This is a genomic window from Streptomyces coeruleofuscus, from assembly GCF_039532725.1.
Lineage (GTDB): Bacteria > Actinomycetota > Actinomycetes > Streptomycetales > Streptomycetaceae > Streptomyces > Streptomyces coeruleofuscus.
In genome coordinates, this window is record NZ_BAAASE010000002.1 from 609,980 (window position 1) to 633,122 (window position 23,143).

A 23,143-nucleotide genomic window follows, 5' to 3' on the forward strand; every position below is an offset into this window, starting at 1 on the left:
CACCCACCGTCCCGCCGTCCCCATGAACACACAAAACCCCGACCGCGAGGCGGCCGGGGTGTGCTCGGTTTGGGATGTCGTGACTCACGAACCCGTGGGCACGGAGTCAGTCGCCTCCGTCCACAGATCCTGCTCGGCGCGATCCGCCTGGATCTGGCGGTACACGAGGAGCCCGCCGATGGCGGCCAGTGCGACCAGGAGAAGCTTCTTCACCGCGCGACCTCGTCTTTCCTTGACGTAGGGGACCTCTGCCGCCCGACTATACACACCGACCGATACCGATCGGTGACCTGAGTCGGCCCTCAACTCCCTTCCCGGAAACCACGATAGAAGCGGAGTACCCCGCTCCAGCCGGAGAGTGATCACACACCGACGGACGGTTACTTCGACCGCTCTCCTCCCGTTTCCTCACCTTTTCACCCCTCTTGCGTCCATACGGGTGGTGTTCATCCGAACATCGACGCGCCACGGGCGTCGGTCCACCACTTCTCGGTCCCCATACACATCATGAGGAAAGTACGCAAATCGCCCGACCCGAAAGTGAGGGGTTATGGCCCGGAACAAGGTCATGAAGCTGTGGACCGCCATCGTCACCGCCTTCCTCGCGGTGTGCACGTCTCTCGGATTCGTCACCACGACCGCCGCCGCGGCGGTACCGCAGCCCGAGCAGAAGCGCAACAGCGCGCTCATCCCGCAGCAGCGAACGTCGCCGGCGCCGGCGACGGCCCCCTGGTCCTTGTCCTACGCCAAGGCCCTGCCCCCCACGATGAAGCAGCGCATCCACGCCGAGGCCCACGGCAAGTCCCCGACCTGCCGCCACCGCACGCTCGCGGACACGACGGCGTCCCCCACCGCCGACTGCACCGACCACGGTTCCGACACCGACGGCGACCCAGCGGACCATCTCACTCCGCTACAGCGCTGAGATCCCCAGCACGTCCCGGCGACCTGCGTACAGGCCCGGCAGCTCCCAGGAGCTGCCGGGCCTTTTCAGTCGGTGACGCCGGCCGGACAGTGTCAGGAAAGGGCCCCCGGCTCATCGCGGCGGCACGGGACGGCGGCCGATGTCCGCTGTGAATGTCAAAGACCCCCGGTCCTGGTGGACCGAGGGTCTTTTCGCTGGTGGGGCTAACAGGATTTGAACCTGTGGCCTCATCCTTATCAGGGATGCGCTCTAACCAACTGAGCTATAGCCCCGCCGCGCTCTGCGGTGTGTGTCCCGCGCGCTGACTCCTGAAGATTAGCGCACGACATGGGCAGTCCCAAAATCGGTTGTCGGGACACCGGCATCCGCCGTCACCAAGGGGTCTACGAGGGATCCACGAGGGATCTACTCGTCCTCGGCGAGCGTCAGCTCCACACCGCCCACGAAGCCCGCGGACAGGTTGTAGATGAACGCGCCGAGCGTCGCGAGGGCCGTCGCCAGGACGACGTCGATGACCGCGATGACCGACGTGAACATCAGGACGTTGGGCAGCGACAGGAAGGCCTGGAGGTCGAAGCCGTTCGACTCGTTCGAGCCGGTCGCCTCGGAGATCGTGCCGCCGACCGTGGAGAAGACGCCCATCGCGTCCATCACCATCCACAGCACGGCGGACGCCACGATCGTGCAGATGCCCAGGGCGATGGAGAGCAGGAAGCTGACCTTCATCACCGACCACGGGTCGGCCTTGGCCACGCGCAGGCGGGCCTTGCGGACGCGCGGCGTGGTGCGAGCACCCGTGCGGGGACGCCGTGCGGCCGCGGCGGCCGTACCGGCTCCGGCACCGCCCGCGGCGGGCTGCGCCGGGTAGGCCTGCGGCGGGTGGTACGGCCCGGCCTGCTGCTGCGCCTGCCGTTCCCCCGGCAGGGGCGAGGCCGTCTGCGCGGCGCCCTTCTCCTGCGCGGCCGGCTCGGGCTGCGGCTGGGCGCCGGATGCGGACGGGCCCGCTCCAGCGGTGTGGTGCTGGGTCTGCGGACCTCTGGTGTCCGTCACAGTTCCCCCCTGTGATCCATGCGTGTCAGGCGAGGGCGAGGGCGAGTCCTTGGTCGGGGACTTGATCGCCTTCAGGTTGGTCGTGTGCGGGTCCGCCGCACGCGCGGCGGAGCCACGGCCGCCGTCGTCCGTGTCCGTACCCTTCGAGGTACCCCTCGGTCCGGCGCCCGTGGCTCCGCTCACGCTGACTCACTCCTCGTGCTACTCGGCCGAGGGCGCCTCACCCTCGTCCGTGCCGGTGGTCGCGGCACCTTCGGCGGTCTCGTCGACGACCACATCGCCGTCGACCTCCTCCGCCTCGCGTCCCGCCTCGGCGTTGCGTGCGATGCCCACAACGGCATCGCGCTTGCCCAAATTGATCAGTTGGACGCCCATGGTGTCACGGCCGGTTTCCCTGATCTCGTTGACTCGCGTACGAATCACACCGCCGCCCAGCGTGATGGCGAGGATCTCGTCGGTCTCCTCGACCACCAGAGCGCCGACGAGAGATCCACGGTCCTCCACGATCTTGGCGGCCTTGATGCCGAGGCCGCCGCGACCCTGGACGCGGTACTCGTCGACGTTGGTCCGCTTCGCGTACCCGCCGTCGGTGGCAGTGAACACGAACGTACCGGGTCGAACAACATTCATCGAGAGCAGCTCGTCGCCCTCGCGGAAGCTCATGCCCTTGACACCCGAGGTGGCACGGCCCATGGGACGCAGGGTTTCGTCCGAGGCGGTGAACCTGATCGACTGCGCCTTCTTGCTGATCAGAAGCAGATCGTCGTCCGACGAGACGAGTTCGGCTCCGATCAGTTCGTCGTCCGAACCGTCCTCTCCCGCGCGGAGGTTGATCGCGATCACACCGCCGGAACGCGGCGAATCGTAATCCTTCAGAGGCGTCTTCTTCACAAGTCCGGCCTTGGTGGCCAGGACCAGGTACGGAACCGCCTCGTAGTCGCGGATCGCCAGGATCTCGGCGATCGCCTCGTCGGGCTGGAAGGCGAGCAGGTTCGCTACGTGCTGACCGCGCGCGTCCCGGCCGGCGTCGGGCAGTTCGTAACCCTTGACGCGGTAGACGCGGCCCTTGTTGGTGAAGAACAGCAGCCAGTGGTGCGTCGTGGACACGAAGAAGTGGTCGACGATGTCGTCTTCCTTGAGCTTCGTGCCGCGGACGCCCTTGCCGCCGCGCTTCTGGGCGCGGTAGTCGTCGGTCTTGGTGCGCTTGATGTAGCCGCCCCGGGTGACCGTGACGACGATGTCCTCCTCGGCGATCAGGTCCTCGATGGACATGTCGCCCTCGTACGGGATCAACTTGGTCTTGCGGTCGTCGCCGAACTTCTCGACGATCGCGGCCAGCTCCGCGCTGACGATGCCCCGCTGACGGACCGGGGAGGCCAGGATCTCGTTGTACTCGGTGATCTTCGCCTGGAGTTCGTCGTGCTCCTGGACGATCTTCTGGCGCTCCAGGGCGGCCAGTCGGCGCAGCTGCATCTCGAGGATGGCGTTGGCCTGGATCTCGTCGATCTCCAGGAGGCTCATCAGGCCCCCGCGGGCGATCTCGACGGTGTCGCTGCGCCGGATCAGCGCGATGACCTCGTCGATGGCGTCCAGGGCCTTCAGCAGACCGCGCAGGATGTGCGCGCGCTCCTCGGCCTTGCGCAGCCTGAAGCGCGTACGGCGGACGATGACCTCGATCTGGTGCGCCACCCAGTGGCGGATGAACGCGTCGAGCGAGAGCGTGCGCGGCACGCCGTCCACCAGCGCCAGCATGTTGGCGCCGAAGTTCGTCTGGAGGTCGGTGTGCTTGTAGAGGTTGTTCAGCACGACCTTGGCGACCGCGTCCCGCTTCAGCACGATGACCAGGCGCTGGCCGGTACGGGAGGACGTCTCGTCGCGGACGTCCGCGATGCCGCCGATCTTGCCGTCTTTGACCAGGTCGGCGATCTTCTGGGCGAGGTTGTCCGGGTTGACCTGGTAAGGGAGTTCGGTGACCACCAGGCACTGGCGGTTCTGGATCTCCTCGACCTCGACGACCGCGCGCATGGTGATGGAGCCGCGGCCGGTGCGGTACGCCTCCTCGATGCCCCTGCGGCCGACGACGAGCGCGCCGGTGGGGAAGTCCGGGCCCTTGATGCGCTCGATGAGTGCGTCCAGCAGCTCCTCGTGGGAGGCCTCGGGGTTCTCCAGGTACCACTGGGCACCGGCGGCGACCTCGCGCAGGTTGTGCGGCGGGATGTTGGTCGCCATGCCGACCGCGATACCGGCCGAGCCGTTGATCAGCAGGTTCGGGAAGCGGGCCGGCAGGACGGTCGGCTCCTGGGAGCGGCCGTCGTAGTTGTCCGTGAAGTCGACGGTCTCCTCGTCGATGTCACGGACCATCTCCATCGACAACGGCGCCATCTTGCACTCGGTGTACCGCATGGCCGCGGCCGGGTCGTTGCCCGGAGAGCCGAAGTTGCCGTTGGAGTCGACGAGCGGCATGCGCATCGACCATGACTGGGCCAGGCGCACCAGCGCGTCGTAGATGGAGGAGTCGCCGTGCGGGTGGTAGTTGCCCATGACGTCGCCGACGACGCGGGCGCACTTGTAGAAGCCGCGCTCGGGGCGGTAGCCGCCGTCGTACATGGCGTACAGCACACGGCGGTGAACGGGCTTGAGGCCGTCGCGGACGTCCGGCAGCGCACGCGACACGATGACGGACATCGCGTAGTCGAGGTACGAGCGCTGCATCTCCGTCTCGAGCCCGACGGGCTCGACGCGCATGGCCAGGGCGTCACCGTCAGGCGTCGTCACGGGAGTGTTCTCGTCGGTCATTGCTGGTGAAGATCCTTCCTGATGCGGTCAGCTGAGACCGACTCAGATGTCGAGGAAGCGGACGTCCTTGGCGTTGCGCTGGATGAACGCGCGGCGGGCCTCGACGTCCTCGCCCATGAGGACCGAGAACAGGTCGTCGGCCTGGGCGGCGTCGTCGAGGGTGACCTGGCCGAGGACGCGGTGCTCCTGGTCCATGGTCGTGATGCGCAGTTCCTCGGCGTTCATCTCGCCGAGACCCTTGAAGCGCTGCACGGAGTCGTCCTTGATGCGCTTGCCGGCGTTGCGGCCCATCTCGATCAGGGCGTCGCGCTCGCGGTCGGAGTACGCGTACTCGAAGTCGTCCTTGCCCCACTTGATCTTGTAGAGCGGCGGGCGGGAGAGGTACACGTGCCCGGCCTCGACCAGGGGCCGCATGAAGCGGAACAGGAAGGTCAGCAGCAGGGTGTTGATGTGCTGGCCGTCGACGTCTGCGTCCGCCATCAGGATGATCTTGTGATAGCGGAGCTTCTCGATGTCGAAGTCCTCGTGGACGCCGGTGCCGAAGGCCGAGATCAGCGCCTGGATCTCCTGGTTCTGAAGGATCTTGTCGATCCGCGCCTTCTCGACGTTCAGGATCTTGCCGCGGATCGGGAGGATCGCCTGGTACTCCGGGTTGCGGCCGGACTTGGCCGAGCCGCCTGCGGAGTCACCCTCGACGATGAAGATCTCGCACTTGGTGGGATCGTTCGACTGGCAGTCGGAGAGCTTGCCCGGCAGGGACGCGGTCTCCAGCAGGCCCTTGCGGCGGGTCAGGTCACGGGCCTTGCGGGCCGCCACGCGCGCGGTGGCCGCCTGGATGCCCTTGCGGATGATGTCCGCGGCCTCGTTGGGGTTGCGGTCCAGCCAGTCCGCGAGGTGCTCGTAGACGACCTTCTGAACGAAGGTCTTGGCCTCGGTGTTGCCCAGCTTGGTCTTCGTCTGGCCCTCGAACTGCGGCTCGCTCAGCTTGACCGAGATGATCGCCGTCAGACCCTCGCGGATGTCGTCACCCGTGAGGTTGTCGTCCTTCTCGCGCAGCAGCCTCTTGTCGCGCGCGTACTTGTTGATCAGGGAGGTCAGCGCGGCCCGGAAGCCCTCTTCGTGCGTACCGCCCTCGTGGGTGTGGATGATGTTCGCGAAGGAGTACACGCCCTCGGTGTAGCCGCCGTTCCACTGCATGGCGATCTCGAGGGACAGCTGCCTGTCCTTGTCCTCGGCCTCCAGGTCGATGACGGTCGGGTGGACCGCCTCGCCCTTGCGGGAGTTGAGGTACTTCACGAAGTCGACGATGCCGCCCTCGTAGTGGTACTTGACCGTCTTGACCTCGGCGGTCTCGTCCGCGCCCGCCTCGTCCGCCCCGGAGGTGGCCTTCGCGGACTCACGCTCGTCGGTGAGGTTGATGCGCAGGCCCTTGTTGAGGAACGCCATCTCCTGAAAGCGCCGCGAGAGCGTCTCGAAGGAGTAGTCGGTGGTCTCGAAGATGTCCGGGTCAGCCCAGAAGGTGACCGAGGTGCCGGTCTCCTCGGTGGCCTCGTGCTTGGCGAGCGGCGCCGTGGGGACGCCCATCTTGTAGTCCTGCGTCCAGCGGTGGCCGTCGGTCTTGACCTCGACGGCGACCTTCGAGGACAGCGCGTTCACGACGGAGACACCCACGCCGTGCAGACCGCCGGAGACCGCGTAGCCCCCGCCGCCGAACTTGCCGCCCGCGTGCAGCACGGTCAGCACGACCTCGAGGGCCGGCTTGCCCTCGGAGGCGACGATGCCCACCGGGATGCCACGGCCGTTGTCGACGACCCGGACACCGCCGTCGGCGAGGATCGTCACGTCGATGGTGTCCGCATGGCCGGCCAGCGCCTCGTCGACCGAGTTGTCGACGACCTCGTACACGAGGTGGTGCAGTCCTCGCTCACCGGTCGAACCGATGTACATGCCGGGTCGCTTGCGGACCGCGTCCAGACCCTCGAGGACGGTGATGGCACTGGCGTCGTACGACGCCGTTACGGAGGCCTCGGCGACTCCGGCCGGGGCCTCGGTGGACGGGATGTTCTCGTTGGGGTTGCCGGAATCGGCCACGAAGCGCCCTTTCTGGCACAGCACGAGCCAGGCTCGTCGGCGGGTTGCCGGAGCGGCTGCGGCATGTTGCGTTGGTAAGCCTTGATCAGCGTTGCTCAGCTTTTCCCGGACGGTCCCCACGATTGGGGCGGGATTGCCTCCAGTCTACCGGTAGCACTGACACTGATGGGGGTTTGCCGGTACCTGAGTCCGCATGTGCCGCCCTCAACCGGTCTTCCCCGACTCCCGATATACGGATGGGGGCTCCAAGAGGCTCACAGAGGCACTCAGCGCTTCCGGCCGTCAACCCTTGGCTACTTCGGAGTCAGGTGGCGATTCGCAACCGTGTGCGGTGGTGCGAAGAGAGGGGCGCCGGGGCTCCCAGCGGGCCATCGACACCCACTTTTGTGATGTCAGTCACTTGTTGCCGACCGGTGGGAAACGGGCGCCGATCGGGCCCTCGCAGGGCCTCCCGACAGGCTCCGGGAGGCCTCCCGTCAGCCGTACGTGTCGCCGGGACCGGTGCTGCCCGGAGCCCGCAGCGGGCCGTACCGGCGGGTGGGGGCGCCGGGGCCCTGCACCTTGATCATCTTCACCGTGCCGTGGCCCAGATCCTCGTTCAGGCGCGCGACGAGGGTTGGCGCGAGCAGCCGGAGGTTCGTCGCCCAGGCCGTCGAGTCGCAGCGCACGGACAGGACGTGCTCGTCCTCGTCGTACCTCTCCGGCACGCAGTGCTTGGCCACGTCCTCGCCGACGATCTGCGGCCAGCGGCCCATCACCCCGCCCACGGCGGCCGGGGCCTCCCAGCCGCGCTCGGTGATCAGCCGGTTGATCGCGGAGCCGAGCGCCATGGGGTCGCGGCCGTCGGCGCGAGCGCCGGAGCGCAGTCCGCCGCGGCGGGCCTGCTTCTTCTGCTGCGCCGCGTCCCCACGCGCACGTGCGGCTTCCTTGGCGGCGCGGAGCGCCACGCGCGCGAGGTCGACGCCGGACGGCTCGGGCGACCGGGGCCCGGGGGCTTTCCCGGACGGGTTCTCCGGTGTGCTCTCCGCTGTGTTCCTCGGAGAGTTCTCCGGCGCGTTCCTCGGTGTGTTTTCCGTCATACGCGCTCCACCGTCCCCTCGGACACGGCGAACCGCACCCCGGACAGCACATGGGGGACGTCGTCGTCGACCGCGGCCGTCACCAGGACCTGCTCGCCGGGCGCGACCAGCTCGGCGAGGCGCTCCCGGCGGCGGGTGTCCAGCTCGGCGAACACGTCGTCCAGCACCAGCACCGGCTCGTTTCCCTCCGCGCGCAGCAGGTCGTACGAGGCGAGGCGCAGCGCCAGGGCGTAGGACCAGGACTCGCCGTGCGAGGCGTACCCCTTGGCGGGGAGCTGGCCGAGCTTGAGCTGGAGGTCGTCGCGGTGCGGTCCGACCAGGGTGACGCCCCGCTCGATCTCCTGCTTGCGGGCCTCGGCGAGCGCGGTCGTCAGCTGCTCGAACAGGTCCTCGCGCGTGTGCGCCTCGCCCGGCGCGGACGGCTTGTACTCCAGGGCGACCGGACCGCCGCCGGGGGCGAGCTGCTCGTACGCCTTGTCGGCCAGCGGCTGGACCGCGGCGATCAGGTCCAGGCGCTGGGCGAGCAACTCGGCGCCCGCGCGCGCGAGATGCTGGTCCCAGATGTCGAGCGTGGACATGTCCACGTTGCGGCCGCCGTGCCGGCGGGCGAGCGCAGCCGACTTCAGGAGGGTGTTGCGCTGCTTGAGGACCCGGTCGTAGTCGGAGCGGACTCCGGCCATGCGCGGGGAACGGGCGGTGATCAGCTCGTCGAGGAAGCGGCGGCGCTCACCGGGGTCGCCCTTGACCAGGGCGAGATCCTCGGGGGCGAACAGCACGGTCCGTACGATCCCCAGCACGTCACGCGGTTTGACCTGCGAGGATCTGTTGATACGGGCCCGGTTGGCGCGCCCCGGGTTCAGCTCCAGCTCGACCAGCTGCTGCCGCTCACCCTGCCGCACCTGAGCCCTGATGATCGCGCGCTCGGCGCCCATGCGGACCAGGGGGGCGTCGGAGGAGACGCGGTGGCTGCCGAGCGTGGCGAGATAGCCGACGGCCTCGACGAGGTTGGTCTTGCCCTGCCCGTTCGGGCCGACGAAGGCCGTCACTCCCGGGTCGAGCGGGACCTCGACCCGGGGGTACGAGCGGAAGTCGGCCAGCGACAGATGCGTGACGTGCATGGTCGTTTCGCCGACCTCCCCAACCGTCGGGTGTTGCTTACTTGGTCTCGACCGCGTGGCCGCCGAACTGGTTCCGCAGCGCCGCGATCATCTTCATCTGGGGCGAGTCCTCCTGGCGGGAGGCGAACCGCGCGAACAGCGACGCCGTGATCGCCGGCAGCGGCACCGCGTGGTCGATGGCTGCTTCCACAGTCCAGCGTCCCTCACCGGAGTCCTGTGCATAACCCCGGAGCTTGTCCAGGTGCTCGTCCTCGTCGAGCGCGTTGACCGCGAGGTCCAGCAGCCAGGAGCGGATGACCGTGCCCTCCTGCCAGGAGCGGAAGACCTCCCGGACGTCGGTCACGGAGTCGACCTTCTCCAGGAGCTCCCAGCCCTCGGCGTAGGCCTGCATCATCGCGTACTCGATGCCGTTGTGGACCATCTTCGCGAAGTGGCCCGCGCCGACCTTGCCGGCGTGCACCGAGCCGAAGTCGCCCTCCGGCTTGAGCGCGTCGAAGACCGGCTGCACCTTCGCGACGTTCTCCGCGTCGCCGCCGTACATCAGCGCGTAGCCGTTCTCCAGGCCCCAGACGCCGCCGGAGACACCGCAGTCGACGAAGCCGATGCCCTTGGCGGCCAGCTCCCCGGCGTGCTTCTCGTCGTCGGTCCAGCGGGAGTTGCCGCCGTCCACGACGACGTCACCCGGCTCCAGCAGTTCGGCCAGCTCGTCGATGGTGGACTGCGTGGGCTCGCCCGCCGGGACCATCACCCAGACCACACGCGGGCCGCTGAGCTTGCCCACAAGCTCCGGCAGGCTGTGGACATCGGCGAGGTCCGGGTTGCGGTCGTATCCGAAGACGGTGTGGCCCGCGCGGCGTATCCGCTCGCGCATGTTGCCGCCCATCTTGCCGAGGCCGACGAGACCGAGCTCCATCAGTTGTGTTCCTTAGGTTTGCAGGTGTCCGACATGGCGTTGCGGCACTTTCGTACCGTGCCGAGCCTAAACCCGGACGCTCGCGCACATCTGTGGGCATACGCGCTCAGTCGTACGCCCTCACCTGCGGCTTTGCCCCCAGCCTGTGGACAGCCGCCGGACCTCAGCCGCTGAGGCGCACCGGCATGATCAGGTACTTGTAGGCCTCGTCCGCCTCGGCGTCCAGCGCCGGCTTGCCGCTGAGCAGCGCGGGCTTCGTGGACGTCGTGAAGGACAGCTGCGCGACCGGGGAGTCGATGGCGCTCAGGCCGTCCAGCAGGAACGTCGGGTTGAAGGCGATGGAGATGTCGTCGCCGTCGAGCTGGGCGTCGACCCTTTCCACAGCCTGTGCGTCGTCGCTGGAGCCGGCCTCCAGGATGAGCACGCCCTGCTCGAAGCTGAGCCGCACCGGCGTGTTCCGCTCGGCGACCAGGGCCACGCGCTTGACGGCCTCCACGAACGGGGCGGTCTCGATCACGGCGATGCTGTTGAACTCCGTCGGGAACAGCGTGCGGTACTTCGGGAGGTCGCCCTCCAGCAGGCGGGTCGTCGTACGGCGGCCGGCGCCCTCGAAGCCGATCAGGCCCTCGCCCGAGCCCGAGCCGGACAGCGCCAGGATGACCTGGTCGCCGCTCGTCAGGGCCTTGGCGGTGTCCAGCAGCGTCTTGGCGGGCACCAGGGCGACCGCGGAGGCCTCCGGGTTCTCCGGCTTCCACAGGAACTCGCGGACCGCGAAGCGGTAGCGGTCGGTGGACGCCAGCGTGACCGTGTCGCCCTCGATCTCGATGCGGACACCCGTGAGGACGGGCAGCGTGTCGTCGCGGCCGGCGGCGATCGCCACCTGGGCGGCCGCGGAGGCGAAGACCTCGCCGGGGACCGTGCCCGTCGCGTTCGGCATCTGCGGCAGCGCCGGGTACTCCTCCACAGGCAGGGTGTGGAGTGTGAACCGGGAGGAGCCGCAGACCACGGTCGCCCGTACACCGTCTGTGGAGATCTCCACCGGCCGGTTGGGGAGGGCGCGGCAGATGTCCGCGAGGAGGCGGCCGGAGACGAGCACCGTGCCCTCCTCCTCGACCTCGGCCTCCACGGACACACGCGCGGAGACCTCGTAGTCGAAGCTGGACAGGCTCAGCTGGCCTTCCTCGGCCTTCAGCAGCAGGCCGGCGAGGACAGGCGCCGGCGGACGGGCCGGGAGGCTGCGTGCCGCCCAGGCCACTGCCTCCGCGAGTACGTCGCGTTCCACCCGGATCTTCACTGTTGCCGCCTCCTGCTGTTGCCGGCGCTTCTCGCTCTGCCTGGCCCTCGTCGTCTGTCTCGGTGTCGACGGTCCCTGGGATGGGGAGGACACCGGGGACCAGTCTGACGCACCGCACTGACAGTAGGTGCCTCTCGGGGTCAAGTCGTGACGAGGGGCGGCCGGGCGCCGGAGGGCGAGTTGTGCACAGGACCCGCTTCGAAACGAATTCCCAGCTCTCTCTAGTCGGGAGTAGTAGTAGGGCCTGTGGATACGGTGGATAACCACGTTTGCCCAGCTCAGAGCGGGAATTTTGTCCACTGGCCCTGTGGGTGACGGCGGTGGACAACCAGGGGTATCTGTGGAGAACGGAAAGTTCTGCACACCCCGTGCACAGGGAGAGCCGAGTTCTCCCCAGTGCCGTCCCCAGGTTTACCCACCTTTCCCACAGCCCAACCCGGCACCTTCGTGTGACGCCTTTCACTCGACCCGGTGAGGGGGCGCGTCATGTTGCCGAACAGTGGACAGCGATGTGGAGAAGCTGGGGATCGCTGGGGACAACCGGCCCCAGCCTGTGGGTTGCCGGTGGACAACTCGATGCACAGGCTGTGGACGCTTTCGTTGTCCACAGCCTGTGGAGATCCTTCGTCCACGAATCCACACCCGGGTGACCTGGCCTGATGGTCCTTCAACAGAAGCCTCTGTGGACACAGTCTGGACAACTTTCCAGTCCCCAGGGTGTGGACGGGAGAAAGTCGCCGAATCTGTGGAGAGGGACCGTAACCCGGCAGGTAATTCGAACAGCCGGCGACCGCGACATGACGACGGACGGCCGTGACACGACGAACGGACGGCCGCCGCATGACGAAGGGCGCCCCCGGAAACGTGCTCCGGGGGCGCCCTCGACGTCGTACGGCCGGCTCTGTCAGCCGTTCTTGATGCGGTTGGTCAGCTCGGTGACCTGGTTGTAGATGGAGCGGCGCTCGGCCATCAGATTGCGGATCTTGCGGTCCGCATGCATGACCGTCGTGTGGTCACGGCCGCCGAACAGCGCGCCGATCTTCGGCAGCGACAGGTCCGTGAGCTCACGGCACAGGTACATGGCGATCTGCCGGGCGGTGACGAGGGCGCGGCCGCGCGAGGTGCCGCACAGGTCCTCGACGGTCAGTCCGAAGTAGTCCGCCGTCGCGCCCATGATGGCCGTGGACGTGATCTCGGGGGCCGAGTCCTCGCCGCCGGGGATCAGGTCCTTGAGGACGATCTCCGTCAGGCCGAGGTCCACCGGCTGCCGGTTGAGCGAGGCGAACGCCGTGACCCGGATCAGCGCGCCCTCCAGCTCGCGGATGTTGCGCGAGATCCGGGAGGCGATGAACTCCAGCACCTCGGGCGGCGCGTTCAGCTGCTCCTGCACCGCCTTCTTGCGGAGGATCGCGATACGCGTCTCCAGCTCGGGCGGCTGCACGTCGGTGATCAGCCCCCACTCGAAACGGTTCCGCAGCCGGTCCTCCAGCGTGACCAGCTGCTTGGGCGGCCGGTCGGAGGACAGCACGATCTGTTTGTTGGCGTTGTGGAGCGTGTTGAAGGTGTGGAAGAACTCCTCCTGCGTCGACTCCTTGTCCGCCAGGAACTGGATGTCGTCGACGAGCAGGATGTCCATCTCGCGGTAGCGCTTGCGGAAGCTGTCGCCCTTGCCGTCGCGGATCGAGTTGATGAACTCGTTGGTGAACTCCTCCGAGCTCACGTACCGCACCCGCGTGCCCGGGTAGAGGCTGCGCGCGTAGTGCCCGATCGCGTGCAGCAGGTGGGTCTTGCCGAGCCCGGACTCCCCGTAGATGAAGAGGGGGTTGTACGCCGTCGCCGGTGCCTCGGCGACGGCGACCGCGGCGGCGTGCGCGAAGCGGTTGGAGGCGCCGATGACGAACGTGTCGAAGAGGTACTTCGGGTTCAGGCGCGCGGTGGGCTCACCCGGGCCGGTCGCCGGCGCGGGCTGCGCGGCCAGCGGGCCGGGCGCACCGGTCGTGGGCAGGTTCGGGCCGACGGGACCGCCGCGGTGCACGTGCCCGGAACCGGCCGGGGGCTCGGGCAGCTCCCGGCGGACCGGGTCGCGCTGGTCGTAGTCGGGGCGTGATGTGTCGTAGTCGGAGCGCGGCTGGTCGTAGGAGGGGCGCTCCATGGACTGCGGGCGGTAGTCCTGTGACGGGGAGCCGTAGGCGTCCTGGGAGGACGAGCCGTAGGAGTCCTGCGACCCATGTCCCTGTGACCGGTGTGATCCCTGTGATCCACGGGATCCGTACGACTCCTGCGAGGACCCACGGGATCCGTACGAGTCCTGGGATCCGTACGAGTCCTGTGAGCCGTAGGTGTCCTGGCTCGGTGACGCGTACGGGTCACGTTCGGGGAAGCCGAGGCGCTGCTGCTGCCAGTTGTACTCGTCCTGCGTCGGCCGCGGCCAGGAGCCGGGCTCGGGGCGCTGGTACTCGGACGGGTACGCGGGACGGGGGGTGGGAAGTTGATCTCCGCGCGTAGGCGGGAGCTGGTCACCGGCCGTTCCCGGCATCTGGTCGGCGCGGTGGCGGCCGTACCCCTCATAACCGTCGCGGTCGCGGTCCTGGCGCGCCGCCGGAATCTCGGGCTCCTCGTAACGCGGCTGGGGACGGGCCTGGGGCGCCGGTGCGGCCGGGGGCTCGCCCGCGGAGTCGTCGACGGTGATCGCGATCCGGATCGGGCGGCCGCACTCGCGGCTCAGGGTCTCGCTGACGACGGGCGCCAGGCGGCCCTCGAGTACGCCCTTCGCAAATTCGTTCGGTACGGCGAGCAGGGCCGTGTCCGCGACCAGCGCGAGCGGCTGGCAGCGGCGGATCCAGTGCTCGTCCTTCGCCTCGACGCCCTGGCCGCGGCCCTCCCCGAGGAGCTGCTCCAATACGCGTGGCCACACTGCGGCAAGATCGGCAGGTACGTCAGCCACAGGGCACGCTCTCTCACAGGTCCCACGAACGTGTGGTTCTGGGACGGCTCGGGATGTAAATCGGGTGGGGCAGGGATAAGGGAACGAATCGGAGTTCCGTCACGGTAGTCAGGGCGGCCACTACGGTTCAAGTTGTTGTCCCCAGCCTGTGGACAAGTGTCTCCGGGCTGCTGCCGGTTTGACCGGATGGCGTAGCCGCGCGTACCGTAACCAGGTCGAGTTGTCGATGGCTGCTGCCGCCTGCCTCCGATGGGCACAGATCATTTGGGTGATCGGTCAGCGGTGCACACGGGCGTAACTGCGAGCTACTCGTGGGCGCACGGTGACAGCCAGGACGGCACCCCGCAACTACCGATTCTTTCTGGAGCCCCCGAGTGAGCAAGCGCACCTTCCAGCCGAACAACCGTCGTCGCGCGAAGACCCACGGCTTCCGCCTGCGGATGCGTACCCGTGCCGGTCGCGCGATTCTCGCGAACCGTCGCAGCAAGGGTCGCGCCAGCCTGTCCGCCTGATTCCGATCAGGTCATGACGTCGTGCTGCCCACCGAGAACCGGCTGAGGCGGCGCGAGGACTTCGCGACCGCGGTACGGCGAGGACGCCGGGCAGGACGCCCGCACCTCGTCGTCCACCTTCGAAGCGGTGCCACGGACCCGCATGCGCCTGGGGAGAGCGCTCCCCCGACGCGTGCGGGTTTCGTCGTGAGCAAAGCCGTGGGCGGTGCGGTCGTACGCAACAAAGTGAAGCGCAGGCTTCGCCACCTGATGCGCGACCGAGTCGCCCAGCTGCCCCCCGGTAGCCTGGTAGTCGTACGAGCGCTGCCCGGTGCGGGCGACGCCGACCATGCACAGCTGGCCCGAGACCTGGATGCCGCCCTCCAGCGGCTGCTGGGAGGGGGCGCGCGATGAAGTACCCGCTGCTTGCTCTGATCAAGCTCTACCAGTGGACGATCAGTCCGCTGCTCGGGCCGGTCTGCAAGTACTACCCGTCGTGCTCCCACTACGGTTTCACGGCCATCGACCGGCACGGTGCCATCAAGGGAACGGCACTCACGGCCTGGCGCATCCTGCGGTGCAACCCGTGGTCGCTGGGCGGTGTGGACCATGTCCCGCCGCGCAAGCGTCCGCGGTGGCACGAAATGCTGCGTAACGCGTGGCGTGCACGCAAGGGCGGGCCCTCCGCCGCCGTCCCGGCCACCGAGGGACAGACTTCTCCCACAAGTCGGTCCAGTCCTTCGAGCCAGGCCGCAGAGACACCGTCCCATGCCCAAGGAGCATGATTAGTGGACACGATTGCCAGCCTCTTCAGCTTCATCACCACACCCGTCTCCTGGGTCATCGTCCAGTTCCATTCGGTGTACGGCGCCCTCTTCGGGCCTGACACCGGCTGGGCCTGGGGCCTGTCGATCGTGTCCCTGGTGATCCTGATCCGTATCTGCCTGATCCCGCTCTTCGTGAAGCAGATCAAGGCGACCCGGGCCATGCAGACGCTCCAGCCCGAGATGAAGAAGATCCAGGAGCGCTACAAGAACGACAAGCAGCGTCAGTCCGAAGAGATGATGAAGCTGTACAAGGACACGGGTACCAACCCGCTGTCCTCGTGCCTTCCCATCCTGGCGCAGTCCCCGTTCTTCTTCGCCCTGTACCACGTGCTGAACAGCATCGCGTCGAACGACACCATCGGCGTGATCAACACCAGCCTTCTGGAGAGTGCCCAGAAGGCGCACATCGTCGGTGCTCCGCTTGCGGTGAAGTTCACCGACAGCGCCTCGAAGGTGGAAGCACTCGGTGCCTCCCTCACCGACGTCCGCGTGGTCACCGCCATCATGATCGTGCTGATGTCGGCGTCGCAGTTCTTCACCCAGCGTCAGCTGATGACGAAGAACATCGACACCACGGTGAAGACGCCGTTCATGCAGCAGCAGAAGATGCTGATGTACGTCTTCCCCGTCATGTTCGCCGTCTTCGGCATCAACTTCCCGGTCGGTGTCCTCGTCTACTGGCTGACCACCAACGTGTGGACCATGGGCCAGCAGATGTACGTGATCCACAACAACCCGACGCCGGGTTCCAAGGCCCAGGCCTCGTACCTGGAGCGGCTGCACAAGCACGTCACCAGTCACGGCAAGGTCAGCCGGCGTCGTGACAAGGTCATCGTCAAGGCGATCGTCGCCAAGGGACGCGACCGCAACGAGTTCGAGCGCAAGTTCATCAACGGCCTGAACAAGGCCGGCCTCGCCGCCCAGGCCGACGGCACCGTGATCAAGAGTGACACGGCCGTCGCCGTCGAAGCCGAGGACGGTACGCCGACCACCGGCACGCCCAAGCGGCAGCAGCCCAAGCGGCAGACCAAGGCTCAGCGGCAGTCCGGTGTCACGAAGGCGGCCGACGAGTCCGGGCAGAAGACGTCGCTCACGAAGTCCGACGAGCCCGAGGACGCCAAGCCCGCCCCCGCTGCCAAGAAGTCCGGTGCGAAGTCCGGCAGCGGTACCCGCAGCAAGGCCCAGTCCGGACAGCGCAAGGGTCCGCAGCGGCCCAAGTCCCCGTCCAAGAAGTAAGAAGGAGTCCATCCCGTGACGGAAGGCACCACCTCCGCCGCTGCCGAGGGGGCAGACACCCTGACTCGCCTGGAGCAGGAGGGCGAGATCGCGGCGGACTACCTGGAGGGTCTGCTCGACATCGCCGATCTCGACGGCGACATCGACATGGACGTCGAGGCCGACCGTGCCTCTGTCTCGATCATCAGCGACACGGGCAGCCGCGACCTCCAGAAGCTGGTCGGCCGTGACGGTGAGGTGCTGGAGGCGCTCCAGGAGCTCACCCGACTGGCCGTGCACCGTGAAACCGGTGACCGCAGCCGACTGATGCTCGACATCGCGGGATACCGGGCCCAAAAGCGCTCCGAGCTTTCCGAGCTGGGCGCCAAGGCCGCGGCCGAGGCCAAGAGCAGCGGTGAGGCCGTGAAGCTGGACCCGATGACGCCGTTCGAGCGCAAGGTCGTGCACGACGCGGTCAAGGCGGCGGGGCTGCGGAGCGAGTCCGAGGGCGAGGAGCCGCAGCGCTTCGTCGTCGTGCTTCCCGCCTGATCGGCCCCTACGTTCCCCGGCCCCGTCTGTTGCGCAGGCGGGGCCGAAGTTTGTCAGCCTGATAGTTCTGGTGGTTCTGGTGTCGGCGCTGGGTGCGCTGACGCGTACGGAAGGACGGTCCCCCGTGACGGAGGCAGCGGAGCTTCCCCCCGCGCCCGAGCAGGCGCGCGAGGTGTTCGGTGATCGCTTCGCGGATGCGGTGCGGTATGCCGAGCTGCTTGCTGAGGCGGGCGTGCAGCGCGGTCTCATCGGCCCGCGTGAAGTGCCCCGCCTGTGGGAGCGGCACCTGCTGAACTGCGCGGTGCTCTCAGAAGTCGTGCCCGAGGGTGTGACGGTGTGCGATGTCGGCTCGGGCGCCGGCCTCCCCGGCATTCCCCTGGCGCTGGTCCGCGAGGATTTGAAGATCACGCTGCTGGAGCCGCTGCTGCGGCGTACCAACTTCCTCTCCGAGGTCGTGGAGCTGCTCGGCCTCGATCATGTGACCGTCGTCCGCGGCCGGGCGGAGGAGGTCATGGGGAAGATCCAGCCCGTCCACGTCGTGACGGCCCGCGCCGTCGCTCCCCTGGACCGCCTCGCCACGTGGGGCATCCCTCTGCTGCGTCCGTACGGGGAGATGCTCGCGCTCAAGGGCGACGCCGCCGAGGAGGAGCTGAAGAGCGCGTCAGCGGCCCTGAGCAAGCTCGGTGCGGTGGAGACGTCCATCCTGCATGTCGGTGAGGGCGTGGTGGACCCGATGTCCACGGTGGTACGGGTCGAGGTCGGGGAAAGCCCCGGCGGTGTGCGCTTCGCCGCGAAGCGTGCCAAGGCGGCTCGCACGGGACGGGCCCGCCGACGACGCTGACCCCGCTGGGGACGTTGATCCTTTCCGACGGCGCTGATCCGTCCTGACGACGAGACGTACTCCACACAAGCTGCCAAACCTATGCATGCCGGAGTGTCGCGACAATCCGGCAACGACTGCTGTGCATCGTGTTTCACGTGAAACGTCGCTCACTGCTGCACGGCATCATCAGTCGTGGCCGCGCTGCGGCCGAACCCCGCGACCGTAAGCCTCTTGGGTCACTCGATGAGGGACCTGAGTTGTCCACAGAGGTGGAATTCTCCACAGAACGGAAGGCCTCACTGGTTCACGACCCCGAAGACATGGGAGGCTCTGTTCATTGCGAGCCTGAAGTCGAGGAGAGTGAATCCTTGCGGTCCGACGCCAACATCGCGGGACCGATGACCGATCCGGTCCCCGGTCCCCGTACCGAGTCGATGGGGGCGGATGTTTCACGTGAAACACCGCCTCCGATGGACGACACTCCCATCGGTCGTGCTGCCCAACTGGCGGTGGAGGCTCTAGGCCGCGCCGGCGAGGGCCTGCCACGGCCCGAGCAGACCCGAATCATGGTGGTCGCCAACCAGAAGGGCGGTGTGGGCAAGACGACGACGACCGTCAACCTTGCCGCGTCACTGGCCCTGCACGGCGGCCGAGTTCTGGTGGTCGACCTCGACCCACAGGGCAATGCGTCCACAGCGCTGGGCATCGACCATCACGCCGAAGTTCCGTCCATCTACGACGTGTTGGTGGAGAGCAAGCCGCTCTCCGAGGTCGTCCAGCCGGTCCCCGATGTCGAAGGCCTCTTCTGTGCCCCTGCCACGATCGATCTCGCCGGTGCGGAGATCGAGCTGGTGTCCCTGGTGGCACGGGAGAGCCGGTTGCAGCGCGCCATCCAGGCGTACGAGCAGCCGCTGGACTACATCCTCATCGACTGTCCGCCCTCGCTCGGCCTTCTGACGGTCAACGCGTTGGTGGCGGGTCAGGAGGTTCTGATCCCGATTCAGTGCGAGTACTACGCGCTGGAAGGTCTGGGTCAGTTGTTGCGTAACGTCGACCTGGTGCGGGGGCATCTCAACCCCGCCCTGCATGTGTCGACCATCCTGCTCACCATGTACGACGGCCGGACGCGACTTGCGTCACAGGTCGCTGAAGAGGTGCGCACCCACTTCGGTGAGGAAGTGCTGCGGACGAGTATCCCCAGGTCCGTCCGTATCTCCGAGGCACCGAGTTACGGGCAGACGGTCCTGACCTACGATCCTGGATCAAGTGGTGCCCTCTCTTACCTTGAGGCGGCACGAGAGATCGCGCTGAAGGGCGTGGGTATCAGCTATGACGCCACGCACGCCCACATCGGCGCACAACAGAACGACCCGAGCATGGTGGAGGGCATCCAGTGAGCGAGCGACGGAGGGGGCTGGGCCGTGGTCTCGGCGCACTGATCCCTGCCGCACCGACGGAGAAGTCGGTGGCCCAGGCTGCGGCGGGGGGCGCCGCGTCCACATCCCCCGCGGCAGTGCCCGTGCTGCCGAACGACCGCGGGGTGGCCGCAGCGAAGGTGGCGACCCTGCCGACTGTTTCACGTGAAACAGAGGAGCCGCCGCAGCCCCATGCTCCCGCCGCGCCTGCGGCGCCCGTGGGTGCGCACTTCGCCGAGATCCCCCTCGACTCGATCACGCCGAACCCGCGGCAGCCGCGTGAGGTCTTCGACGAGGACGCGCTCGCGGAGCTCATCACCTCCATCAAGGAAGTGGGGCTCCTCCAGCCGGTCGTCGTACGGCAGGTGGGTCCCGCCCACTACGAGCTCATCATGGGCGAGCGCCGCTGGCGGGCCTGCCGCGAGGCGGGGCTGGAGGCGATTCCGGCGATCGTGCGGGCCACGGAGGACGAGAAGCTCCTCCTGGACGCTCTGCTGGAGAACCTGCACCGCGCCCAGCTGAACCCTCTGGAAGAGGCAGCTGCCTACGACCAGTTGCTGCGGGACTTCAACTGCACGCACGACCAGCTGGCGGACCGCATCGGCCGATCGCGCCCGCAGGTCTCGAACACCCTGCGTCTGCTGAAGCTCTCGCCGGCGGTACAGCGCCGGGTCGCCGCTGGAGTGCTCTCCGCCGGCCATGCACGGGCCCTGCTGTCCGTCGAGGACTCGGAGGAGCAGGACAGGCTGGCCCACCGCATCGTGGCCGAGGGGCTGTCGGTGCGGGCCGTCGAGGAGATCGTGACCCTGATGGGCTCGCGTCCCCAGAAGGCCCAGAGGCCCAAGGGTCCGCGTGCCGGTGCTCGCGTCTCTCCCGCGCTGTCCGAACTCGCCACGCGGCTCTCGGACCGCTTCGAGACGCGGGTGAAGGTCGACCTGGGCCAGAAGAAGGGCAAGATCACTGTCGAGTTCGCCTCCATGGAGGACCTTGAGCGGATCCTCGGCTCACTCGCTCCGGGCGAGGGACCGGTTCTGCAGAAGAGTCTCCTGGAGGGCGACTCCGAGGAGGACGAGTCCTGAGCCTCCGGCAGGAGCCTCTGTTGTGGATGACAGAGCGGGCCATGTCCGGTGTGTGCCGGAACATGGCCCGCTCTTTCCTTTCTGGCGGTATCGATGGAATCGCATCGTGGATACGATGCGTTCGGATACGGCGCAACCACCCGGCACCACCTCTGAGAGGAAGGCAGGGGCCATGCGAACGATGAGCCGCACTGGACTGGTGAGCGCCGGTTTGGGGCTGGGGGCGGTCGGTGGGTTCATCGGCAGCCTCCTCAGGGAACGGAGCGCTCTGACAGCCGCCCGCGACGCGGCAGGCCAAGGAAGCGAGGAACAGCCTTCATGGGGCGCCGGCTCGTACCGCTCACGCTGGACAACCTTCAGGACCTTCCCAAGCGCTGTCGCTCGTGTGTCTTCTGGGAGCTCGACCCCGTCAGCGGTGAGGCCGCGGTAAAGGCGGGCGAGTCCGCTCTGGAGAAGGAAGCCTGGATCTCGGCCGTCCTGCTGGACTGGGGATCCTGCGGTCGGGTCGTGTACGTCGATGACGTACCGGTGGGCTTCGTGCTCTACGCCCCTCCTGCCTATGTCCCGCGCTCCACGGCGTTCCCCACGAGTCCCGTCTCCCCCGACGCGGTTCAGCTGATGACGTCGTTCATCGTGCCGGGGTACCAGGGGCAGGGACTGGGCCGGGTGATGGTTCAGACGGTCGCCAAGGATCTGCTCCGTCGCGGGTTCAAAGCGATCGAGGCGTTCGGAGATGCCCGCTGGAAGGAACCGGCCTGTGTGCTGCCCGCCGATCATCTCCTGGCGGTGGGCTTCAAGACCGTCCGGCAGCACCCCACGCATCCCCGGCTGAGGCTGGAACTGCGGTCGACGCTTTCCTGGAAGGAAGACGTCGAGATGGCGTTGGACCGGCTCCTGGGAGCCGTGCAGAAGGAGCCGGCGTTGCGACCGTTGTAGAGGAAGCAGTCAAACGAATGGGCCAACCCTTCCGGGTTGGCCCATTCGTGTTTCACGTGAAACATGCACCGTCGTTCAGACGGCACCGCCGGTTCACTCGGCGATGAACTCCTCAAGGTCGCGAACGATCGCGGCCTTCGGCTTGGCACCCACGATGGTCTTGGCGACCTCGCCACCCTGGTAGACGTTCAGCGTCGGGATGGACATGACGCCGTACTTGGCGGCCGTACCCGGGTTCTCGTCGATGTTCAGCTTGACGATCTCGATCTTGTCACCGTACTCGGAGGCGATCGCCTCGAGGGACGGCGCGATCTGGCGGCACGGACCGCACCAGGCGGCCCAGAAGTCCACCAGGACGGGCTTGTCGCTCTTGAGGACGTCCTGCTCGAAGGAGTCGTCGGTCACATTCTTCAGGGTGCCGGCCACGGCGGGCTCCTTAACTGGTTGGTGCGTGGGGCGGGTAGGGAGAGGTCAGACAGCGGTCTTCTCGGGCTCGGGCTGCTCCTCGTCCGCGAGGGCGGCGAGGTAGCGCTCGGCGTCGAGAGCGGCGGCACAGCCGGTACCGGCCGCCGTGATCGCCTGACGGTAGGTGTGGTCGACCACGTCGCCCGCACCGAAGACACCAGTCAGGTTGGTGCGCGTCGACGGCGCGGCCACCTTCAGGTAGCCCTCGTCGTCCAGATCGAGCTGACCCTTGAAGAGCTCGGTGCGGGGGTCGTGGCCGATGGCGATGAAGAGACCGGTCACCGGCAGGTCCGAAAGCTCGCCGGTCTTGAGGTTGCGCAGCTTCAGGCCCGAGAGCTTCGGGTCGCCCTGGATCTCGGCGACCTCGCTGTCCCACACGAACGTGATCTTCGGGTCGGCGAAGGCGCGCTCCTGCATGGCCTTGGAGGCGCGCAGGGTGTCACGGCGGTGGACGATGGTCACGGACTTGGCGAACCGCGAGAGGAAGGTGGCCTCCTCCATGGCGGTGTCGCCGCCACCGATCACAGCGATGTCCTGGTCCTTGAAGAAGAACCCGTCACAGGTGGCGCACCAGGACACCCCACGGCCGGAGAGGGCGTCCTCGTTCGGCAGACCGAGCTTGCGGTGCTGCGAGCCGGTGGCGACGATGACAGCCTTGGCCCGGTGGACGGTACCGGCCGTGTCCGTGACGGTCTTGATCTCACCGGTCAGGTCGGCGTTGACGATGTCGTCCGGGACGAGCTCGGCGCCGAAGCGCTCCGCCTGGGCGCGCATGTTGTCCATGAGCTCGGGGCCCATGATGCCGTCCTGGAAGCCAGGAAAGTTCTCGACGTCGGTGGTGTTCATGAGCGCGCCGCCTGCGGTGACGGCGCCCTCGAACACCAGTGGCTTCAGCGACGCGCGCGCGGTGTAGAGCGCCGCCGTGTAGCCGGCGGGCCCGGAGCCGATGATGATCACGTTACGGACGTCGCTCACGGCTTGATTCCTCGTCTCTGGACTGCGTCGTTCGACCGGGGGGAGCTCCTCTCGGAGCTCTCACCCCACCCAACGGATCCTAAGGGGCGCGCATTCCCGCTGTGTCCGGGCACACGGAGATGCGGTCCTGTACCGGGTACCGGGCGGGATGCAGACGA

At 67.7% G+C, this 23,143-nt stretch carries 21 protein-coding genes and 1 tRNA gene; 10 read left to right on the forward strand and 12 right to left on the reverse strand.

What is annotated here, in order from left to right; translation table 11 throughout:
* Positions 1-84: 84 nt before the first annotated feature.
* Positions 85-213, reverse strand: coding sequence for a DLW-39 family protein (locus tag ABFX81_RS09890; RefSeq protein WP_003999697.1), 129 nt, complete (start codon positions 211-213; stop codon positions 85-87).
* Positions 214-550: 337 nt separating this feature from the next.
* Between ABFX81_RS09890 and ABFX81_RS09895 the strand changes: the two genes are divergently transcribed.
* Complete coding sequence (locus ABFX81_RS09895) at positions 551-925, forward strand: DUF6344 domain-containing protein (protein ID WP_086850661.1); 375 nt, start codon at positions 551-553, stop codon at positions 923-925.
* Between the two features lie 195 nt (positions 926-1,120).
* Here ABFX81_RS09895 and ABFX81_RS09900 read toward each other — a convergent pair.
* The 9 genes from ABFX81_RS09900 to dnaA all read right to left on the reverse strand — a co-directional run bounded on the left by ABFX81_RS09900 (position 1,121) and on the right by dnaA (position 14,210).
* Positions 1,121-1,197, reverse strand: a tRNA-Ile gene (locus tag ABFX81_RS09900).
* A 133-nt stretch (positions 1,198-1,330) separates the two neighbouring features.
* Positions 1,331-2,158 (reverse strand): DUF3566 domain-containing protein, encoded by an 828-nt coding sequence (locus ABFX81_RS09905; protein ID WP_086850659.1) that lies wholly within the window; start codon positions 2,156-2,158, stop codon positions 1,331-1,333.
* An 18-nt stretch (positions 2,159-2,176) separates the two neighbouring features.
* On the reverse strand, positions 2,177-4,771 hold the full coding sequence (gyrA, locus tag ABFX81_RS09910) for a DNA gyrase subunit A (RefSeq protein WP_086850657.1): 2,595 nt from the start codon (positions 4,769-4,771) through the stop codon (positions 2,177-2,179).
* Between the two features lie 42 nt (positions 4,772-4,813).
* Positions 4,814-6,886 carry a DNA topoisomerase (ATP-hydrolyzing) subunit B gene (gene gyrB, locus ABFX81_RS09915; protein ID WP_086850654.1) on the reverse strand — a complete coding sequence of 691 codons (2,073 nt, stop codon included), beginning with the start codon at positions 6,884-6,886 and terminating at the stop codon, positions 4,814-4,816.
* Positions 6,887-7,338: 452 nt separating this feature from the next.
* On the reverse strand, positions 7,339-7,941 hold the full coding sequence (locus tag ABFX81_RS09920) for a DciA family protein (RefSeq protein WP_086850651.1): 603 nt from the start codon (positions 7,939-7,941) through the stop codon (positions 7,339-7,341).
* Complete coding sequence (gene recF / locus ABFX81_RS09925; protein WP_086850649.1) at positions 7,938-9,059, reverse strand: DNA replication/repair protein RecF; 1,122 nt, start codon at positions 9,057-9,059, stop codon at positions 7,938-7,940. The genes ABFX81_RS09920 and recF overlap by 4 nt, the downstream gene beginning before the upstream one ends.
* Before the next feature lie 37 nt (positions 9,060-9,096).
* Positions 9,097-9,972, reverse strand: a complete 876-nt coding sequence (gene gnd, locus ABFX81_RS09930) for a phosphogluconate dehydrogenase (NAD(+)-dependent, decarboxylating) (protein ID WP_086850647.1) — start codon at positions 9,970-9,972, stop codon at positions 9,097-9,099.
* Between the two features lie 163 nt (positions 9,973-10,135).
* Positions 10,136-11,266: a DNA polymerase III subunit beta gene (dnaN, locus tag ABFX81_RS09935; protein ID WP_086850645.1), complete on the reverse strand. Its 1,131-nt coding sequence runs from the start codon at positions 11,264-11,266 to the stop codon at positions 10,136-10,138.
* A gap of 904 nt (positions 11,267-12,170) precedes the next feature.
* Positions 12,171-14,210, reverse strand: coding sequence for a chromosomal replication initiator protein DnaA (gene dnaA / locus ABFX81_RS09940; protein ID WP_086850641.1), 2,040 nt, complete (start codon positions 14,208-14,210; stop codon positions 12,171-12,173).
* A gap of 374 nt (positions 14,211-14,584) precedes the next feature.
* Between dnaA and rpmH the strand changes: the two genes are divergently transcribed.
* The 9 genes from rpmH to ABFX81_RS09985 all read left to right on the forward strand — a co-directional run bounded on the left by rpmH (position 14,585) and on the right by ABFX81_RS09985 (position 21,545).
* Positions 14,585-14,722 carry a 50S ribosomal protein L34 gene (rpmH, locus tag ABFX81_RS09945; protein WP_005482975.1) on the forward strand — a complete coding sequence of 46 codons (138 nt, stop codon included), beginning with the start codon at positions 14,585-14,587 and terminating at the stop codon, positions 14,720-14,722.
* Positions 14,723-14,743: 21 nt separating this feature from the next.
* Positions 14,744-15,115 carry a ribonuclease P protein component gene (gene rnpA, locus ABFX81_RS09950; protein ID WP_082319883.1) on the forward strand — a complete coding sequence of 124 codons (372 nt, stop codon included), beginning with the start codon at positions 14,744-14,746 and terminating at the stop codon, positions 15,113-15,115.
* The gene (gene yidD / locus ABFX81_RS09955; protein WP_086850639.1) at positions 15,112-15,486 is read left to right on the forward strand and encodes a membrane protein insertion efficiency factor YidD; all 375 of its coding nucleotides are present in this window, start codon (positions 15,112-15,114) and stop codon (positions 15,484-15,486) included. The genes rnpA and yidD overlap by 4 nt, the downstream gene beginning before the upstream one ends.
* A 3-nt stretch (positions 15,487-15,489) precedes the next feature.
* The gene (gene yidC / locus ABFX81_RS09960) at positions 15,490-16,764 is read left to right on the forward strand and encodes a membrane protein insertase YidC (protein ID WP_086850637.1); all 1,275 of its coding nucleotides are present in this window, start codon (positions 15,490-15,492) and stop codon (positions 16,762-16,764) included.
* Positions 16,765-16,779: 15 nt separating this feature from the next.
* Positions 16,780-17,292, forward strand: a complete 513-nt coding sequence (locus ABFX81_RS09965) for a R3H domain-containing nucleic acid-binding protein (RefSeq protein WP_086850635.1) — start codon at positions 16,780-16,782, stop codon at positions 17,290-17,292.
* 124 nt (positions 17,293-17,416) lie between these two features.
* Positions 17,417-18,133, forward strand: coding sequence for a 16S rRNA (guanine(527)-N(7))-methyltransferase RsmG (gene rsmG, locus ABFX81_RS09970; RefSeq protein WP_059414784.1), 717 nt, complete (start codon positions 17,417-17,419; stop codon positions 18,131-18,133).
* 302 nt (positions 18,134-18,435) lie between these two features.
* A complete protein-coding gene (locus ABFX81_RS09975) occupies positions 18,436-19,512 on the forward strand; it encodes an AAA family ATPase (protein WP_086850633.1) in 1,077 nt (358 codons plus the stop codon).
* Positions 19,509-20,609, forward strand: a complete 1,101-nt coding sequence (locus tag ABFX81_RS09980) for a ParB/RepB/Spo0J family partition protein (RefSeq protein ID WP_086850631.1) — start codon at positions 19,509-19,511, stop codon at positions 20,607-20,609. The genes ABFX81_RS09975 and ABFX81_RS09980 overlap by 4 nt, the downstream gene beginning before the upstream one ends.
* Before the next feature lie 318 nt (positions 20,610-20,927).
* A complete protein-coding gene (locus ABFX81_RS09985) occupies positions 20,928-21,545 on the forward strand; it encodes a GNAT family N-acetyltransferase (protein ID WP_086850629.1) in 618 nt (205 codons plus the stop codon).
* 93 nt (positions 21,546-21,638) lie between these two features.
* Here ABFX81_RS09985 and trxA read toward each other — a convergent pair whose 3' ends face one another.
* The gene (gene trxA, locus ABFX81_RS09990) at positions 21,639-21,971 is read right to left on the reverse strand and encodes a thioredoxin (protein ID WP_030847066.1); all 333 of its coding nucleotides are present in this window, start codon (positions 21,969-21,971) and stop codon (positions 21,639-21,641) included.
* A 45-nt stretch (positions 21,972-22,016) separates the two neighbouring features.
* Positions 22,017-22,985: a thioredoxin-disulfide reductase gene (gene trxB, locus ABFX81_RS09995; protein WP_086846476.1), complete on the reverse strand. Its 969-nt coding sequence runs from the start codon at positions 22,983-22,985 to the stop codon at positions 22,017-22,019.
* Positions 22,986-23,143 lie beyond the last annotated feature (158 nt).

What these genes read in the sequence shown, in the direction of transcription:
- ABFX81_RS09895 (WP_086850661.1), top strand. Translation starts at nt 551, where the DNA reads ATGGCCCGGAACAAGGTCATGAAGCTGTGGACCGCCATCGTCACCGCC.
- gyrA (WP_086850657.1), bottom strand. Translation starts at nt 4,771, where the DNA reads ATGACCGACGAGAACACTCCCGTGACGACGCCTGACGGTGACGCCCTG.
- ABFX81_RS09920 (WP_086850651.1), bottom strand. Translation starts at nt 7,941, where the DNA reads ATGACGGAAAACACACCGAGGAACGCGCCGGAGAACTCTCCGAGGAAC.
- recF (WP_086850649.1), bottom strand. Translation starts at nt 9,059, where the DNA reads ATGCACGTCACGCATCTGTCGCTGGCCGACTTCCGCTCGTACCCCCGG.
- gnd (WP_086850647.1), bottom strand. Translation starts at nt 9,972, where the DNA reads ATGGAGCTCGGTCTCGTCGGCCTCGGCAAGATGGGCGGCAACATGCGC.
- yidD (WP_086850639.1), top strand. Translation starts at nt 15,112, where the DNA reads ATGAAGTACCCGCTGCTTGCTCTGATCAAGCTCTACCAGTGGACGATC.
- ABFX81_RS09975 (WP_086850633.1), top strand. Translation starts at nt 18,436, where the DNA reads ATGGGAGGCTCTGTTCATTGCGAGCCTGAAGTCGAGGAGAGTGAATCC.
- ABFX81_RS09985 (WP_086850629.1), top strand. Translation starts at nt 20,928, where the DNA reads ATGGGGCGCCGGCTCGTACCGCTCACGCTGGACAACCTTCAGGACCTT.